At 35.0% G+C, this 15,043-nt stretch carries 13 protein-coding genes; 4 read left to right on the top strand and 9 right to left on the bottom strand.

Annotated elements, in window-relative coordinates; translation table 11 throughout:
- Nucleotides 1-51: 51 nt before the first annotated feature.
- The 8 genes from AC52CF_RS16025 to AC52CF_RS15990 all read right to left on the bottom strand — a co-directional run bounded on the left by AC52CF_RS16025 (nt 52) and on the right by AC52CF_RS15990 (nt 11,024).
- Nucleotides 52-927: a pirin family protein gene (locus AC52CF_RS16025; RefSeq protein WP_496517380.1), complete on the bottom strand. Its 876-nt coding sequence runs from the start codon at nt 925-927 to the stop codon at nt 52-54.
- A 243-nt stretch (nt 928-1,170) separates the two neighbouring features.
- Nucleotides 1,171-2,280, bottom strand: a complete 1,110-nt coding sequence (locus AC52CF_RS16020; RefSeq protein ID WP_214588725.1) for a DUF4236 domain-containing protein — start codon at nt 2,278-2,280, stop codon at nt 1,171-1,173.
- Nucleotides 2,281-2,413: 133 nt separating this feature from the next.
- The gene (locus tag AC52CF_RS16015) at nt 2,414-3,820 is read right to left on the bottom strand and encodes a DHA2 family efflux MFS transporter permease subunit (RefSeq protein ID WP_375181180.1); all 1,407 of its coding nucleotides are present in this window, start codon (nt 3,818-3,820) and stop codon (nt 2,414-2,416) included.
- A gap of 334 nt (nt 3,821-4,154) precedes the next feature.
- Nucleotides 4,155-4,967 carry a hypothetical protein gene (locus tag AC52CF_RS16010; protein WP_214588727.1) on the bottom strand — a complete coding sequence of 271 codons (813 nt, stop codon included), beginning with the start codon at nt 4,965-4,967 and terminating at the stop codon, nt 4,155-4,157.
- Between the two features lie 272 nt (nt 4,968-5,239).
- The gene (gene asnB, locus AC52CF_RS16005; protein WP_336733557.1) at nt 5,240-6,913 is read right to left on the bottom strand and encodes an asparagine synthase B; all 1,674 of its coding nucleotides are present in this window, start codon (nt 6,911-6,913) and stop codon (nt 5,240-5,242) included.
- A gap of 321 nt (nt 6,914-7,234) precedes the next feature.
- Nucleotides 7,235-8,899, bottom strand: a complete 1,665-nt coding sequence (locus AC52CF_RS16000) for a GLPGLI family protein (protein ID WP_496517379.1) — start codon at nt 8,897-8,899, stop codon at nt 7,235-7,237.
- 518 nt (nt 8,900-9,417) lie between these two features.
- On the bottom strand, nt 9,418-10,623 hold the full coding sequence (locus tag AC52CF_RS15995; protein WP_336691359.1) for an RsmB/NOP family class I SAM-dependent RNA methyltransferase: 1,206 nt from the start codon (nt 10,621-10,623) through the stop codon (nt 9,418-9,420).
- Between the two features lie 14 nt (nt 10,624-10,637).
- On the bottom strand, nt 10,638-11,024 hold the full coding sequence (locus AC52CF_RS15990; RefSeq protein ID WP_375181177.1) for a hypothetical protein: 387 nt from the start codon (nt 11,022-11,024) through the stop codon (nt 10,638-10,640).
- A gap of 56 nt (nt 11,025-11,080) precedes the next feature.
- Here AC52CF_RS15990 and AC52CF_RS15985 point away from each other — a divergent pair, with 56 nt between their 5' ends.
- Both AC52CF_RS15985 and AC52CF_RS15980 read left to right on the top strand, forming a co-directional pair.
- Complete coding sequence (locus tag AC52CF_RS15985) at nt 11,081-11,425, top strand: zinc ribbon domain-containing protein YjdM (protein ID WP_076395707.1); 345 nt, start codon at nt 11,081-11,083, stop codon at nt 11,423-11,425.
- A 33-nt stretch (nt 11,426-11,458) separates the two neighbouring features.
- Nucleotides 11,459-11,821: a hypothetical protein gene (locus tag AC52CF_RS15980; protein ID WP_375181176.1), complete on the top strand. Its 363-nt coding sequence runs from the start codon at nt 11,459-11,461 to the stop codon at nt 11,819-11,821.
- Nucleotides 11,822-12,176: 355 nt separating this feature from the next.
- On the opposite strand, the gene AC52CF_RS15975 is transcribed toward AC52CF_RS15980, so the two are convergent.
- Entirely contained in the window at nt 12,177-13,112 is a 936-nt protein-coding gene (locus AC52CF_RS15975) for a sulfate/molybdate ABC transporter ATP-binding protein (protein ID WP_375181356.1), read from the bottom strand.
- An 85-nt stretch (nt 13,113-13,197) separates the two neighbouring features.
- Between AC52CF_RS15975 and AC52CF_RS15970 the strand changes: the two genes are divergently transcribed.
- Both AC52CF_RS15970 and pheS read left to right on the top strand, forming a co-directional pair.
- The gene (locus AC52CF_RS15970) at nt 13,198-13,857 is read left to right on the top strand and encodes a YceI family protein (protein ID WP_214588735.1); all 660 of its coding nucleotides are present in this window, start codon (nt 13,198-13,200) and stop codon (nt 13,855-13,857) included.
- A 129-nt stretch (nt 13,858-13,986) separates the two neighbouring features.
- On the top strand, nt 13,987-14,997 hold the full coding sequence (gene pheS, locus AC52CF_RS15965; RefSeq protein ID WP_214588736.1) for a phenylalanine--tRNA ligase subunit alpha: 1,011 nt from the start codon (nt 13,987-13,989) through the stop codon (nt 14,995-14,997).
- The last annotated feature ends 46 nt before the right edge of the window (nt 14,998-15,043 follow it).

The raw sequence follows: 15,043 nt of genomic DNA, 5'->3' as shown, positions 1-15,043 counted from the left end.
AATATATAAAATTAATAAAAAGAACAGCTTGATGATGATTTTTAATTAAAATTAATCTGCAAGGTAACCGAATCTGCCTAAATTGAAATCTTCAAAAGCCTGCATAATTTCTTCTCTGGAATTCATTACAAAAGGTCCATGAGGAAAGATTGGCTCGTTTAAAGGCATTCCGCTGATGATTAAAACGATTGAGTCTTCTGCTGCTTCTATAGTAAAATTTTCTCCTTCATTTTGAAACAGAACGAGATGATTAAGTGGTGCTTTTTCTTCATTATTAATGACAATACTTCCTTCTATCACCAATGCAGCAGTATTGAAATTTTCGGGAAAGCTGAATGTTGCTTTTCCACCATTTTTCAGTTTTGCATTCATCATGTGAACCGGACTGAAGGTAAAAGCGGAACCTTTCTGATTTTGAAATTCTCCGGCAATCACTTCAATATGTCCGTTTTCTCCAAGATCCACTTTCGTCATATCCGAATTTTTAATTGATTGATATTTCGGACAGCTCATTTTATAAACCGACGGAAGGTTTACCCAAAGTTGCACCATCTGAAAAATTCCGCCTTCTTTTGCCCATTCTTTTTCGTGATATTCTTTGTGAAGAATACCTTTTGCGGCAGTCATCCACTGTACATCGCCTTCACCGATAATTCCGCCACCTCCTGCGCTGTCATGATGCTGCACTTTTCCTTTATACGCTATGGTTACGGTCTCAAAACCTCGGTGCGGATGAACGCCTACTCCGCGAGGCTGATCTGTTCCGTTAAAGTGAAATTTTGAATTGTAATCGAGCATAATGAACGGATCCATTCTTTTCATATCCATTCCCTGAACGCCCGGAATAAAATTATGAACCCTAAAACCGTCGCCCACAAAATGCGCAGGTTTCGGAGATACTATTTTTTCTATTTTTTTAGTTGCCATAATATGGTTGTATTATGAAGCAAAGGTATTTTAAACAAAAATCCTGTACATTGATCTGTGTTAATAAGGGGGATTGATGATTGATGATTGATGATTGATGATTGATGATTGCGCTGAACGGGTGTTTTCTGATTTTTATTTGGGATGTAAAAATTCCCCTCCTTTGGAGGGGTGGCGAAAATTTCGGAGAAATTTTTGACGGGCTGGTTTAAAATAGATCTTTAGAAAAAAGTAGGACAGGATTTAAATAAATTCTCTTTGAAAATTACTGAAAGCTCGGCTAAACTCTTCAGCAGATTCATAATTACTAAATTCATATTCTTCATGCATCCCTGTTTTAGTAGTAAAGTTGATATTGCCGTATTTTACAACTGGGATTTTATAATTATTACTGAATCTTTTATCTCTTGTTCCATTTTTATTAACTTTTGCCCAAGTATGATCTATAATTTTTGAATCTCGAGGAACTATAGATGTTTCTCTGAAGTGAGTATATGTATGATGTAAATTTAATTCATCAATTCCGATGATCGCAAAATTAGTTTCGTTGGTATACATTATAATAAACGCAGGATAAATATAAATATCTGCACCATTAGCATTCTTTAAGTACATTGCCTGATATTTGGATTGGATATAGGGAAGAGATTTTAAAGCAAAACGTATTTCACGTCGGTTAACTACTGTGCTAGCTGAAGAACGTGCAACGACTCTGTCCTGAAAATGAGCACTGGTGATATCCCATATTTTATGAGATGCCATAAGATGTTTGAAGGCTTCATAAACGGTTTCAAATTTTCTTTGTATTTCAGGATCAAAATTAATATCTAGGTTAACGCAGCATTTTTCAATCATATTTTCTGTCTGATTAATTGCGTCCAACTGTATTTTTATATCACGGTTTGCATTCTTTTTAATATTTTTATTGATAAATCCATATAAAAATAAATAACTCAATATTTTTTTAGTTTTAGTAATAGATAATGCTTTTTTGATTTTTATTAAGTCGGCAGCAAGCTCTTTTTTCTGATGATGTGCTAATAAGATTGCTTCCTTTATTCCCTGCATATTCTGACTTGTTATTTCATGAATATCTGCACTGAAAATATTGTCATAAAGATTATTTTGAGTATAATAATCAGGATAATTTAAAGAAGATTCAGGTGTTGGATTAGAATTGCTAAATTTTTGGCGGTTTGAGATACCAAGTATAGTTGTATTGACTGTTGTACCAGTGTTACTGAAATTAACGCTCAGTCCTTTTGTTCCAATGGAAGTAGATATTCCTTTTTTGCTAAAATTTAAATGAACTCCCGGTATTATTTTAACTCTTTTTCTGTAGCTCCAAGCCATGTTTATTATTTTAGTTTCTGGTTATTGATGTAACAAAAATAATAAGACAACGTGTTAATTTTTTACGGAAAACCGTAATAGTCTGAAGCTTTTGGATTCTTTTAAGAAAAATAATTAAGGCGAATTATTATGATCAATCCTCCTTCGATTTCATATTCTTCCCATCCGAAATATGAAGCCTGCGGAAAATAAATCCGGAAATAATCGTTAAAATTCCCACAGTAAGAAAAGTATAGCGGAAAGCATTATGAGTTTCTCCGTGAATAAGATCTGTATTTTCGAAAATTTTAAGTACAATTAATCCGAAAGCAATTCCGAATCCGATGGCAAGCTGCTGATTGACGGATATAAGTGAATTTCCGCTGCTGGTCTGAAAATTTCGAAGATCCGCAATAGAAATCGTATTCATCGAAGTAAACTGAATGGAATTAAAGAATCCCAAAATGGAAATAATAGGAATAAACCAATACAATGAGGTGTTGATATCGGGAATTGCCAGAAGACAGATCAGCGTTCCGATAATAAAAGTATTCGTCATTAAAGTTTGCCGGTAACCAAAACGGTCTAAAATTTTTATCACATACGATTTTCCGAACATTGCGGTTAAAGCCATCGGAGCGATGATCCATCCGGAAGTTACTGCCGATTGTTTGTACGCAATCTGAATCATTAACGGTAAAAGCAACGGAACAGAGCTGATTCCTAATCTGGTGGCAAGATTTCCGACAATTCCCACTCTGAAAGTTCTTACCTGAAATAAATTTAAAGGAAAAATAGGGCTTTCATCACGTTTGGCGTGTCTGTAATAGTAATAAAGACAAAGAAATCCTAGAATGAAAATAACTAAAACCGGTGTTGTATTCTGCATATCTCCGAAAAGTTCCAAAGCAATGGAAAGCAGGAGAGAGGCTGCTGCAAAGATCAAAAATCCTTTCAGATCAAAATCAACGTCTTTGGATGTGTAGTTGGGCATGAACTTTATGCCTAAAACAATTCCCAGAATTCCGATCGGGATATTAATTAAAAAAATCCAGTGCCACGAAAGATAATCTACCATATAACCTCCCACCAAAGGACCGAGAACGGGACCAATTAATGCAGGAATAATGGCAAAGTTCATGGCTTTTAATAATTCGCTTTTATCGAAAGTTTTAATTAAAGCTAATTTTCCGACAGGCGTCATCAAACTTCCTCCAATACCCTGAATGACACGGGAAATAACGAGCTGTGTAAGATTTTGAGACATGGCACAGAACAGAGATCCGAGACTGAAAAGAATCAGGGAAAATATAAATACTTTTTTGGTTCCGAAACGGTCTGCCAGAAATCCGCTTGCCGGCATAAAAACAGCTAATGTAAGTACATAACTGATGATGGCGTTTTGCATATTCAGCGGAGATTCCTGAAGGTCTTTTGCGATGGAAGGCAAAGATGTATTCAAAATAGTGGAATCCAGCATCTGCATGAAGATTGCCGTTGCAAGAATCAGCGGCAGAATTTTTTTAACTGAATTTTTGGGCGGCGAAAGTGTTTCTGACATGCATTTTTACTGGAAAAGCTTCCAGATTTGTTTAGTTCAAAAAAAAATGAGAATGTAATTTTCAAAGCAATTTTTATTCCTTTTAATAAAGAGAAGATGTTAATCGATGGATTAAGCTGTCATTTCCACGAACGAGAAATCTATTTGCTGCAATATTTTCCTGATACTCCTGAACTATTTAATTTTTTTGATGTTATCAATAACGATATTTATAAGATTCTATTTTCTTACAATCCTCCGAGCAATTGTGAATATTCGTGCAAAAATTTGTGCCATTTGTATTAAAAAATATTCCAGTAAAAAAGTCCTGCGAAATTTCACAGGACTTTTTAATTTATTTTCTTGGTTTTTCAACCCCTTTCCATTCTTCGCCGGCTTTTCTGTACTGGCTTAATTCGAAAGTTTTGAAATCTTTTGTTTTGTATTCGATGTTATCTGTGTTTTGCTCAAACGGCATGATGTAGTAGAAATCTGCATCTGTTCTGTCCGTTTTTGTCCCTTTTTTCACGGAAGGAACATATTTTGAGAATTTATAGCTTGGAAGATACTGTTTCACTCTCGCATAAAACGCTTTATTTTCTTTCTCTTCAGGAATGATATCTACAATATTGAAATCTTCTTTTTCTTTATTGATCCAAAGATAATACGTTTTATCTTCTCCTGTATTTCTGTTGTTGGAGTTGAAGGCATAAAGCTCTTTAGGAACCAGTTCTTTGATCTTTTCTGCATCAACTTTTGTATAATACTGTCCTTTTGACGGGTCTACATACGTTTCCAGATTGTACATTAAAACAGAATTGTTATCCAGATTTTTGTTTTTGAAATACTGGTTTAACGATAATTCTGCGGTCTGTCTCAGTTCTTTACCTCTTGCATCCAGTTTTTTAGTCGGATTCTGAGGATTTACTTTTTTTACAAATTCATATAAAACTTTTGGTTTTATATCTTTAAGGTGAGGATACGTTTTCAGTTGTTCCGCTTTTACCAGCCAGTAATATTGTTGGTAGAAGTCGTCTTTATCGCCATCTTTCACACTTTTATACACCATTGCCAGTTTTTTGGAGCTAAGATATTTACCATATTTTCCCTGTCCGAAAGCAAAAGTCATGGATAATAAAGCAAATAAGATAGTAATGTTTCTTCTCATTTTTTTATAATTGATATTTTCGTTTTCCAAATATAATTATTTATTAGATAATATATTTGATTAACGGTTAAATTCTGACAATATTATTAAGGTAAATGCAAAAGAAAATCCTGTATTGCTACAGGATTGATAAATTTTTATGTAAAGTTTAGATTTTTAGAGTTTAGTATTTCGTTTCAGAATGCTCATCTTCTATTTGTTAAACAAAAAATGAAGAATGAAAAAAACATCTCACAAACTCAAAAAACACTCATACTCTCATACTTCTAAATCTATTCTCCGTAAGAAGTTTCATGCACTTTTACTGCTCTTCCGCTCGGATCGTTCATGTTTTTGAATGCTTCATCCCATTCCAGTGCAATCGGCGTAGAACATGCAACGGAAGGAACCGAAGGAACTGTTGCAGCCGCAGTTTCACTTGGGAAATGCTCTTCAAAGATTGTTCTGTAACGGTATTCTTCTTTGTTTTGAGGCGTATTCAAAGGGAATCTGAATTTCGCATTTGCCATCATTTCGTCTGTTACTTCTTTTTCAGCAACGGCTTTTAAAGTATCGATCCATGAATAACCGACTCCATCTGAAAACTGCTCTTTCTGTCTCCATACAATAGATTCCGGAAGAATATCTTCGAAAGCTTTTCTCAGAACCCACTTTTCAATTTTTCCTTCAGCAGCATTTACCATTTTATCTTTTGGATTCACAGTCATGGCGATATCCATAAATTCTTTATCAAGGAAAGGAACACGTCCTTCAATTCCCCAACTCATCAACGCTTTGTTGGCTCTTAAACAATCGTACAGGTGAAGTTTTCCTAATTTTCTTACCGTTTCATCATGGAATTCTTTCGCATTCGGAGCTTTATGGAAGTATAAATAACCACCGAACAATTCATCAGAACCTTCTCCGGAAAGCACCATTTTAATTCCCATCGATTTAATCACTCTTGCCAAAAGATACATCGGCGTAGAAGCTCTCACTGTTGTTACGTCATATGTTTCCAGATGATAAATAACATCACGAACCGCATCCAGACCTTCCTGAACGGTAAAATTAACTTCATGGTGAACCGAACCGATGTGTTCTGCTGCTTTCTGAGCTGCTGCCAGATCCGGCGATCCTACCAAACCTACTGCAAAACTGTGCAATCTCGGATACCACGCTTCCTGAGTATCTCCGCTTTCCACTCTCTGTCTTGCAAATTTTGCCGTAATCGCAGAAATTACGGAAGAATCTAATCCGCCTGAAAGCAAAACTCCGTAAGGAACGTCGCTCATCAATTGTCTGTGAACCGCATCTTCCAGTCCTTTTCTTAATTTCTCAATATCCGTTTCGTTATCTTTTACAGCGTCAAAACTTTCCCAGTCTCTTTTGTACCACTGCTGAAGTTCGCTTCCGTCTTTACTGTACACCAAATGTCCCGGTAAAAAAGTCTCAATGGTTTTGCAAACTCCTTCCAATGCTTTTAGTTCTGAGGCAACGTAATAGTTTCCGTTTTTATCCCAACCGTGATATAGAGGACAGATTCCCATGTGATCGCGGGCAATCAGATACACATCATTTTCTGTATCATATAACGAGAAGGCAAAAATTCCGTTTAATTTTTCAACAAAATCTTTTCCGTATTTTTGATATAAGGCTAAAATAACCTCACAGTCTGACTGTGTCTGAAATTCATAATCAGGAAATTCTTCTTTCAGTTCTCTGTGATTGTAGATTTCACCATTCACGGCAAGAACTATTTTTCCGTCTTTTGTAAATAAAGGCTGTTTTCCCGAAGTAGGATCCACGATGGCAAGTCTTTCATGAGAGAAAACCACTTTATCATTCTGGAAAACTCCGCTCCAGTCCGGACCACGGTGACGAATTTTTTTAGACATTTCAAGAACCTGAGGTCTTAACATTTCAGTTTTTTGTTTGGCATCAAACAAACATACAATTCCACACATTTTTTGTTATTTAATTTGAAACAAAAGTAGAATAGTGGTTTAAAAATAACAACAAAAATTTTAAATAAGTTAATATTTTTAATTAATTAGTTTAAAATGAAGTAAAAATTTAATTATTTTAAATGTAAAATAAGATTTTAGTTGATTTTTTTAACTCACATACCCGATTTATTCATTACATACGAAATTATTATGAGATATTTCTTAATGTATGATAATTTATTCTACAAATTTTAGCCCTTACTTTGTGGCTCGAAATAATTTTTTTTCATCATTTGTGTTTTTACCTTCTTGCAATTCAGTTTGCGAGAAGGTTTTGTTTTATTGAGACCCTAACAGAACTCCCGAAACATTCCATGAACTGAAGCTTGTTCCTTCGGTGGCACCCTGCGGAATTTTCACCTGAATGGTATGTTTTCCGGCTTTTAAATCTCCAAGCTGTATAAAATTGGGATTAGTAACTGTTCCGGGACACCAGTTAGATCTGCTGAGATCGGATGAAGAAAGTCCGTCCGGAAAATTTCCTGAAGCCGGATTATAAAGACGATAAGATCCGCAGTCGGTTCTCCAAGGTGTAAAAGAGAAGGTCATTTTTCCGTCTAAAAAGATCGAGTTGGCTTTGGGTACAAATTCATCGCCGTTTTCCCAGCCTCCATGACCGGTAGTTGTATATTTCAACTGGGCATTTTTCAGATCCTTTTTTAAAGTAAACTCTAGAAACAGTCCTTTATCATTATTAAACATGGTAGAATAATCCTGTCCCGCCATTTCCATAATGTTTAAGGTGTTAAATAAAGGAATGACCGTATTGCTTTTATAAACAGTCTGATCGCTTTTGTGAATGGTGATTTCCAGGCTGACTTTATGACCGCCTTTATCGTAATTTCCGATGAATGTTCCGATCCATAATTCTTTTTCAGAAAGAGAAGGTTTTAGATCTGTAATATCTTCACGATACGGACTGATGGTTTGCCAGTTTTTATCTTTTAACTGAATATGATTGAATTTATTGATTCCGAAAGCCGTGAAAAATCTCATCATTTCTACCGCGGGATTATAATTTTCCGTTGCTGTAATTCCGTAATACTGTTTTCCGTTTCCGTTCTCATATACCGGAAGTGTTTTTACACCTTTTTCCAGTCCGTCGAAAAACGACTGAGATTTGTCCTGCGGTACAAAAAATACGGTTCCGGTTCTATCGTAAGCATCGCCGTTGGATTGCTGTTTTAATTCAACGAAAATATTTTCGCCATCAGAAATTTTCGGAAACTTAATTTTTTTCATAATAATGGTTCCGTTGGCGAATCTTTTTATGTTTTCGTCAGATTTAGATTCATCTGAAAAATTAATGGTTTCATGATCAAAAACTTTCAGGGTAGTGAATCTGCTTTTCCACAAAAGATCTCTGTAACCTAACGGATCGGTTGAATTAATCGATCCTTTCAGAATAGCATCAATGTCAGTTTTCTTAACTTTTTTAATAGATTGAGCGGTAATCAGTGAGTTTTTATTTCTTTCAATTTCCAGAACAAATCCCAGATTTTGCCCGATTACAGAAGGTCCTCCCTGAATTTTCAGATCATTCGTATACCAGACTTCAATGGTATTGGAATTGATTTTGGTAACTGCTTTTTTGCAGGTGTAGCCTAAAATTTTCTTGGTTTCATTGGTAAATTCAAAAGTCTGTTTTGCCACAGACTCTTTATCTGAAGTTGAAATAATTTCGTCAGATTTTAAAAACGCATAAGAAATTACTGTATTCGAAGGTTTTTCAATTTTCGTAATTTCGAAAGGTAAATCTGCTTTTTGTTCTCTGATTTTGTTATTCAGGATGAAATTTTCCTTTTCATTTGCCCAAACTAAAGTGGGAGACTGTTCCGTTAAAACTTTTCCGTTGGATGAATTGAGGTACTGTACTTCGTACGTCTGTGCGAAAGATAAACAGCATAAAAAAGTAAAGAAACTTACTAAAATTCTTAGATGCATAATTTGAAATGGTTTTAGCAAAGATAATTCTTTAAAAATTCATATTTTAACCACAAAAGCTACAAAAAATTAGCAGAATTATTATTTAACCTTAGTTCGTGATAAGTCTTCTTAAACGCAACGTTAAACAAAGAGATTCAATTATCAAAAATTCAGCTTTTAAGATATACAAAGGCGTAAAACTTATCAAAGTAATACCACTTTTGTCTTTTTTAAATAAACGAAGTGCCTTTGTTTAGCTTACAAACTTTCAATAAGTGAAAAAATCTCTTGTTTTTCTCTGTGATAAATTAATATGATGCTATAAACCAATTATTTAAATTCATTTCTTATCCCGAACTGAAGTTGTTTAAGTTACTTAACAGAGATGAAAAAGGCCACAAAAGTTTTTAAACATTTTTGATTTTTATTCTTTTGAGAACCTTAAAAATCGCTTTACAATTGTCTTTTGTAATAAAGAGTATAACAAAAAACTACCCTGAAAAGAGTAGTTTTGTTCATTATATAAAGAATATTTTTTAAGAAACCCTTTCAATTAAAGCCATATAGAATCCGTCATAGCCTTCGCTAGGCATTACTTTTTCGTCTTTAATCATTTTAAAGTTAGGATTGTTTCTGATGAATTCATCAACCTGTAAATTATTTTCAGAAGGTAGAATAGAACACGTTGCATAAACCATTTTTCCTCCTTTTTTAAGCATTTTAGAATAATCCTGAAGAATCTGCTGCTGTTCAATTTTAATTCGGTCGATAAAAGCCTGATCGATTTTCCATTTGCTGTCCGGATTTCTTTTTAAAACGCCCAAACCAGAACATGGAGCATCAATCAATAATCGGTCTGCTTTTTCATGAAGCCTTTTGATTACTTTATTATCAGAAATCATGCGGGTTTCAATGTTGTGTGCTCCGGCTCTTTTTGCACGTCTTTTCAGTTCGGCAAGTTTCCAGTCGAAAATATCCAATGCGATGATCTGTCCTTTATTGTGCATTAAAGCGGCTAAGTGAAGGGTTTTTCCTCCTGCACCTGCACAAGCATCAACAACTCTCTGCCCTTCCTTTACATCAAGGAAATACCCGATTTTTTGGGAAGAAGCATCCTGAACTTCAAATAGACCTTCTTTAAAAGCAGTCGTCAGGAAAACATTCTTTTTTTCCTCCAATTGTACTGCATCCGGATAATTTTTGATAGGATAAGAAACGATGTTTTCATCGGAAAGATCAGAGATAAGCTCTTTGGTTGTTGTTCTCAGAGAATTTGCTCTTAAAACCGTCGGAGCCTGCTCGTTTAAAGCATACATTTCTTTTTCCCACTTTTCACCCAGTTCTTTTTCTAAAGTTTCGGCAAGCCATTCCGGAATAGAATGCTCGATTGCTTTTGTAGGAACGGTTCCTTTTTTCAGTTTGGTGAGAATGTCGGCGATTTTTATACCGTCGAATTCTTCAAATTTCTTATAATTGGTTTTGCTCCAAAGAAGATAAGCAATAATTAATTTATAAATATTGTTGGGTTTTACGCCTTCACCCATGTAATATTCAAGACGTTTTTTCCAACGGATGATGTTATAGAAAATCTCAGAAACCACTGCTCTGTCCTGGCTTCCCCATTTTTTATTCGCTTTCAAAAGTCTTTCGATTACTTTATCGGCGTATTTATTTTTTTCGAAAAATGTTTCCTGCAAAGCATCGTGAATTCCGATTGCCAGGTTTCTGTGTATCAATTCCATAAAATTGGGTTCTGCTATTTTGAATCTGCAAAAGTACGAATTTCTGCTGAGAATTTCTGTTTCAAAATTTTAGTCTGTGCATTCAAAATTTTGCTTTGGGCTTTCTCTGTGGTTAGAAAATAGAAAAACAACTGAATAATAACCAAAACAACGATCATCATAAGCTGCGAGTTGGCTGTATCTGATCTTTCTTTGTTGATTTTCTGATATTTGTAGATCTGGGATTTTGAATATTCTTTAGATTCATTCAGATTCTGAAAACGGTCGACTTGGGAAATTTCTTCATCAACGAATGTTATTGTGTAATTAGGAATTAAGTCGATCTCATTAAATATCTGAGCAAATAACCTGAAAAACAGGACTAAAGAAATAAAAATCAAAAATCTACGGATATATCTCATGTTATTAAATTTTAACTGAATATATTAAAAAATTAACTTTGCAAAAAATTAAAAATATGAGTGATACTGTACTTTGTCCAAAATGCAGCTCCGAGTTTACTTATCCGAGCGACAATATGATGGTTTGTTCCCAATGTTTCTACGAATGGAATCCCGAAGAAGAAAGCGCAGATGCATCAAATTCAGGGAAAATCTTAGATTCTAACGGAAACGAGCTTCAGGATGGAGATTCTGTGGTGGTTATTAAAGATCTTCCCGTAAAAGGTGCTCCAAAACCTGTAAAAGCAGGAACAAAAGTTAAAAATATCCGTCTGAGACCTGACAGCGATCATAATATCGACTGTAAAATCGATGGTTTCGGTTCTATGGCACTGAAGTCTGAATTTGTGAAAAAGGCTTAATTTTTAACAAATTTCAGCATTTAAATTTTTGTAATGCAGAACATTTTAAGGAATATTGCTGCAAGTGTCATAGGATTTATTTTATCGTGCATTGCTTTCCTTATGTTTTTTAAAATAGAAGGTCAAGGTGGTGTTCTGGCATTGGTTTTTATATTTTTACTGTATGTTATCTTACTAATATATAGTCTGGTTACAGAAAATGTTTTGTTTTTTCTATATAAAGGTAATTCCGAAAATGCTTTTGGGGTTACTTTTTCTATGCTTTTTATTTTTTCGGTTTTTTATTGTGTCTACTCAGAAGATTATGAACAAGTATTAAATGCTGTTTCGTTATCTATATTCTTTATACTTCAAATTGGAGGATTTTTCTATCAGAAGAGGAAAATAAAGCAATAAAAAAAGGAAAGAATTGGACAGGGTAATCTTTCAAGAGACTGCATTGTTTGCCTAGAATAAACGGATTTCGTCTCAGGAGGCAGAAAGAGAATTAACCAAAAATTTCCTTATGCTGTTGACATACAAATGTAAGAAAAAGTTTTAAAACCAATTCTTATGTTTGTATTTTTTTTATCCACAAGTTCACAGTAAGTGGTGTAAAGTGTGATTGTTACATTTTTTTTAGGAGCTATTTCCAGCTTTCGCTACTCGCTTTTTCGTTGGTTTCGGCGGCTGCGGAGCAGCCGCCGAAACCAACGAAAAGAGCTCAGACACGCCGCTCAATCTGGGCTATGATATTCAGCTTCGTCAGAATTTAACCGAATGAAACAGTGATAGTTCCGTTAAGTTTTTCATCAGAATAAAGAACAATTTCTTTATTTTTTATCCTTACTTTATTCCAGTAATGATTTCCTGCGAAACGGCTTTCCAGAACTTCGGCTTCAAAACCGTTTTCAGAAATTTTTATTTCTCTGGGATAATAGGAGAATTTTGAAATCTGAAAATCCTGCATCTCACTTTCACTGAAAATATTCACTTCCCCGAAAAGTTTGGCAACGTAAGAATTATAAGGATTTTTAAAAGCTTCTTCCGGATTTCCTTTCTGTACAATTTTTCCATTTTGCAATACGATAATTTCATCGAGCCACGGAATAATATCCTGAAGTTCGTGTGTTGAAATCACCAGAGAAATGTCATTCTGTTTTACATACCGGAAAAGCTTTTCCCTTAGTTCAATCTTTCTCGGAAAATCCAGATTGCTGAAAGGTTCATCTAGGATCAGAAGCTTCGGAAGTACAGAAAGCGCTCTTGCGATGGCAACTCTTTGCTGTTGTCCTCCACTCAGATATTTAGGTAAAATGGGGGCAAACTCTTCTAAACCGACAACTTCCAGAAGCTCAGAAACCATTTCTTTCTTTTTTGCCAGATTAATATTGGAAATAAATTTTCCTACATTTTCCGCAACCGTTGCATAGGGCATCAGATCAAAATTCTGGGCAACGAATTTCATCTCGGCTTCTCCCGGAACCAGATTTCCTTTAGGTCCCAGTAATTTTTTACCGTCAAAAATAATATCACCGCTTTCCCAGTCCAGCAAACCATAAATCAGGCTTAATAAAGTAGATTTCCCGCACCCGCTTTCTCCGGCAAGCGCAATGATTTTACCTTCCTCAAACGTAAGACTGAGGTTTTCAAACAAAGGTTTTTCTTTAGAATAGGAAAAGTTTAAATGATTTATTTCTAATAGCATATTACAAAAGTAATGAATTGAAATGTTTTTAGGAAAGAACAATATTTTTTATTATTTTAGCAGGAGTAATAAAAATTTATAAATCATGAAAAAAAAGCTGTTTTCGTTGGTTATTCCTGCATTTTTTGCTTTAGCTGCGGTAGTTTCCTGCAAAAAGGAGAAACCTCTTTCCAGCGATAGCAATGAAGTTGCAACAACCAAAGACGGAGCTGAATATGTTGTGGATACACTTAACAGTAAAGTAGAGTGGAAGGGATATAAAATTTTTAAATCGGAGAATACAAGCCATTTCGGAACCATTAAATTTGAAAGCGGCGATGTTACCGTAAAAGAAGGAAAGCTGGAAAGCGGAAAATTTGTTGCAGATATGGCTTCCTTAACTTCTGAAGATCTGAAAAACGATACCGAAAATCTGAACAAACTTAACGGACATCTGAAAAGCGGGGACTTTTTCGAGGTAGAAAAATTTCCGACGGCTTCGTATGAAATTACCAAAGTAACACCTTCTGCTGAAGGAGATTACAATACCTTGCTGGATGGGAATTTAACCATCAAAGGAATTACAAAACCGGTTCAGTTTAAAGCCAATGTCTCTGTGAAGGAAGGTCTGGTGAATATTGCTACCGAACCGAAAGACATAATGAGAGAAGAGTTTGGGGTGAAATTTCAGGCACCTGCCGAAAATGGCGTGATAAAAGATGAGGTTACTCTTCAGATCAACGTGAAAGCTTTAGAAAAAAAATAATTTTTTTATTTAAGTGAAATAAGTGATTGAAGTCTGTCTCCCCAAAAGAGGCAGATTTTTTAACATTTTTAAGAAAATTATTCAACTGAAAAACCTTATTTTTGCAAAACATTTTGAAAGGGTAAAACAATGATAGAAAAGATAGAAGAATTACTCGTTGAGGTAAACAGCTTTAATGCTACATCTAAAGAGGAAATTGAAAACTTCCGAATCAAGTACAATGGTAAAAAAGGAATTCTGAATGATTTTTTTGAAAAATTCAAAGAAGTTCCCAACGACCAGAAGAAAGATTTCGGGCAGAAGATCAATACTCTGAAGCAGGCTGTTAACGTAAAACTGGAAGATTTAAAAAATGCTTCCGCATCTTCTATTATCGTAGAAAAAGAAGATCTTACAAGACCGGCGTTTCCTTTGGAGCTGGGATCAAGACACCCGATCAATCTGGTGAAAAACAGGATTATCGAGATTTTTAAATCTATCGGTTTTGCTGTGGCAGACGGTCCTGAAATCGAGGACGACTGGCATAACTTCACGGCGCTTAATCTTCCGGAATATCATCCGGCGAGAGATATGCAGGATACATTCTTCATCGAGCAGAACCCTGATATTTTATTAAGAACGCATACTTCTTCCGTACAGATCCGTTACATGGAACAGAATCAGCCGCCGATCAGGATTTTATCTCCGGGAAGAGTATTCAGAAACGAAGCGGTTTCTTCGCGTTCCCACTGTATTTTCCACCAGATTGAAGGATTGTATATTGATGAAAATGTAAGCTTCGCAGATTTAAAGCAGACCATTCAGTTTTTTACTACTGAACTTTTCGGAAAATCTAAGATCAGACTGAGACCTTCTTATTTCCCTTTTACGGAACCAAGTGCGGAAATTGATGTATATTGGGGATTAAACTCTGAAACAGATTACAGGATAACAAAAGGAACGGGATGGCTGGAAATCATGGGATGCGGAATGGTAGATCCGGCGGTTTTGAAGAATGTAAACATTGATCCTGAGAAATATTCGGGATATGCTTTCGGGATGGGAATTGAAAGAATTGTAATGCTTCTTTATCAGATGAGCGACATCAGAATGTTTTTCGAAAATGATATCAGAACATTAGAGCAATTCAAAACTTTATAAATATTGAAGTTTTAAATAAATTTAAATCCTGTAAAAATTATATTTA

Source organism: Chryseobacterium sp. 2P (assembly GCF_059579425.1).
Note: the sequence above shows the minus strand (reverse complement) of the source record. Positions and strands in the feature narration are given on the sequence as shown.

Coding starts and splice junctions, on each gene's coding strand:
- AC52CF_RS15995 (WP_336691359.1), bottom strand. CDS start 10,623: ATGGAATTGATACACAGAAACCTGGCAATCGGAATTCACGATGCTTTG.
- AC52CF_RS16025 (WP_496517380.1), bottom strand. CDS start 927: ATGGCAACTAAAAAAATAGAAAAAATAGTATCTCCGAAACCTGCGCAT.
- AC52CF_RS16020 (WP_214588725.1), bottom strand. CDS start 2,280: ATGGCTTGGAGCTACAGAAAAAGAGTTAAAATAATACCGGGAGTTCAT.
- AC52CF_RS15980 (WP_375181176.1), top strand. CDS start 11,459: ATGCAGAACATTTTAAGGAATATTGCTGCAAGTGTCATAGGATTTATT.
- AC52CF_RS15970 (WP_214588735.1), top strand. CDS start 13,198: ATGAAAAAAAAGCTGTTTTCGTTGGTTATTCCTGCATTTTTTGCTTTA.
- AC52CF_RS15985 (WP_076395707.1), top strand. CDS start 11,081: ATGAGTGATACTGTACTTTGTCCAAAATGCAGCTCCGAGTTTACTTAT.
- AC52CF_RS15990 (WP_375181177.1), bottom strand. CDS start 11,024: ATGAGATATATCCGTAGATTTTTGATTTTTATTTCTTTAGTCCTGTTT.
- AC52CF_RS16000 (WP_496517379.1), bottom strand. CDS start 8,899: ATGCATCTAAGAATTTTAGTAAGTTTCTTTACTTTTTTATGCTGTTTA.
- pheS (WP_214588736.1), top strand. CDS start 13,987: ATGATAGAAAAGATAGAAGAATTACTCGTTGAGGTAAACAGCTTTAAT.
- AC52CF_RS16010 (WP_214588727.1), bottom strand. CDS start 4,967: ATGAGAAGAAACATTACTATCTTATTTGCTTTATTATCCATGACTTTT.
- asnB (WP_336733557.1), bottom strand. CDS start 6,913: ATGTGTGGAATTGTATGTTTGTTTGATGCCAAACAAAAAACTGAAATG.
- AC52CF_RS15975 (WP_375181356.1), bottom strand. CDS start 13,112: ATGCTATTAGAAATAAATCATTTAAACTTTTCCTATTCTAAAGAAAAA.
- AC52CF_RS16015 (WP_375181180.1), bottom strand. CDS start 3,820: ATGTCAGAAACACTTTCGCCGCCCAAAAATTCAGTTAAAAAAATTCTG.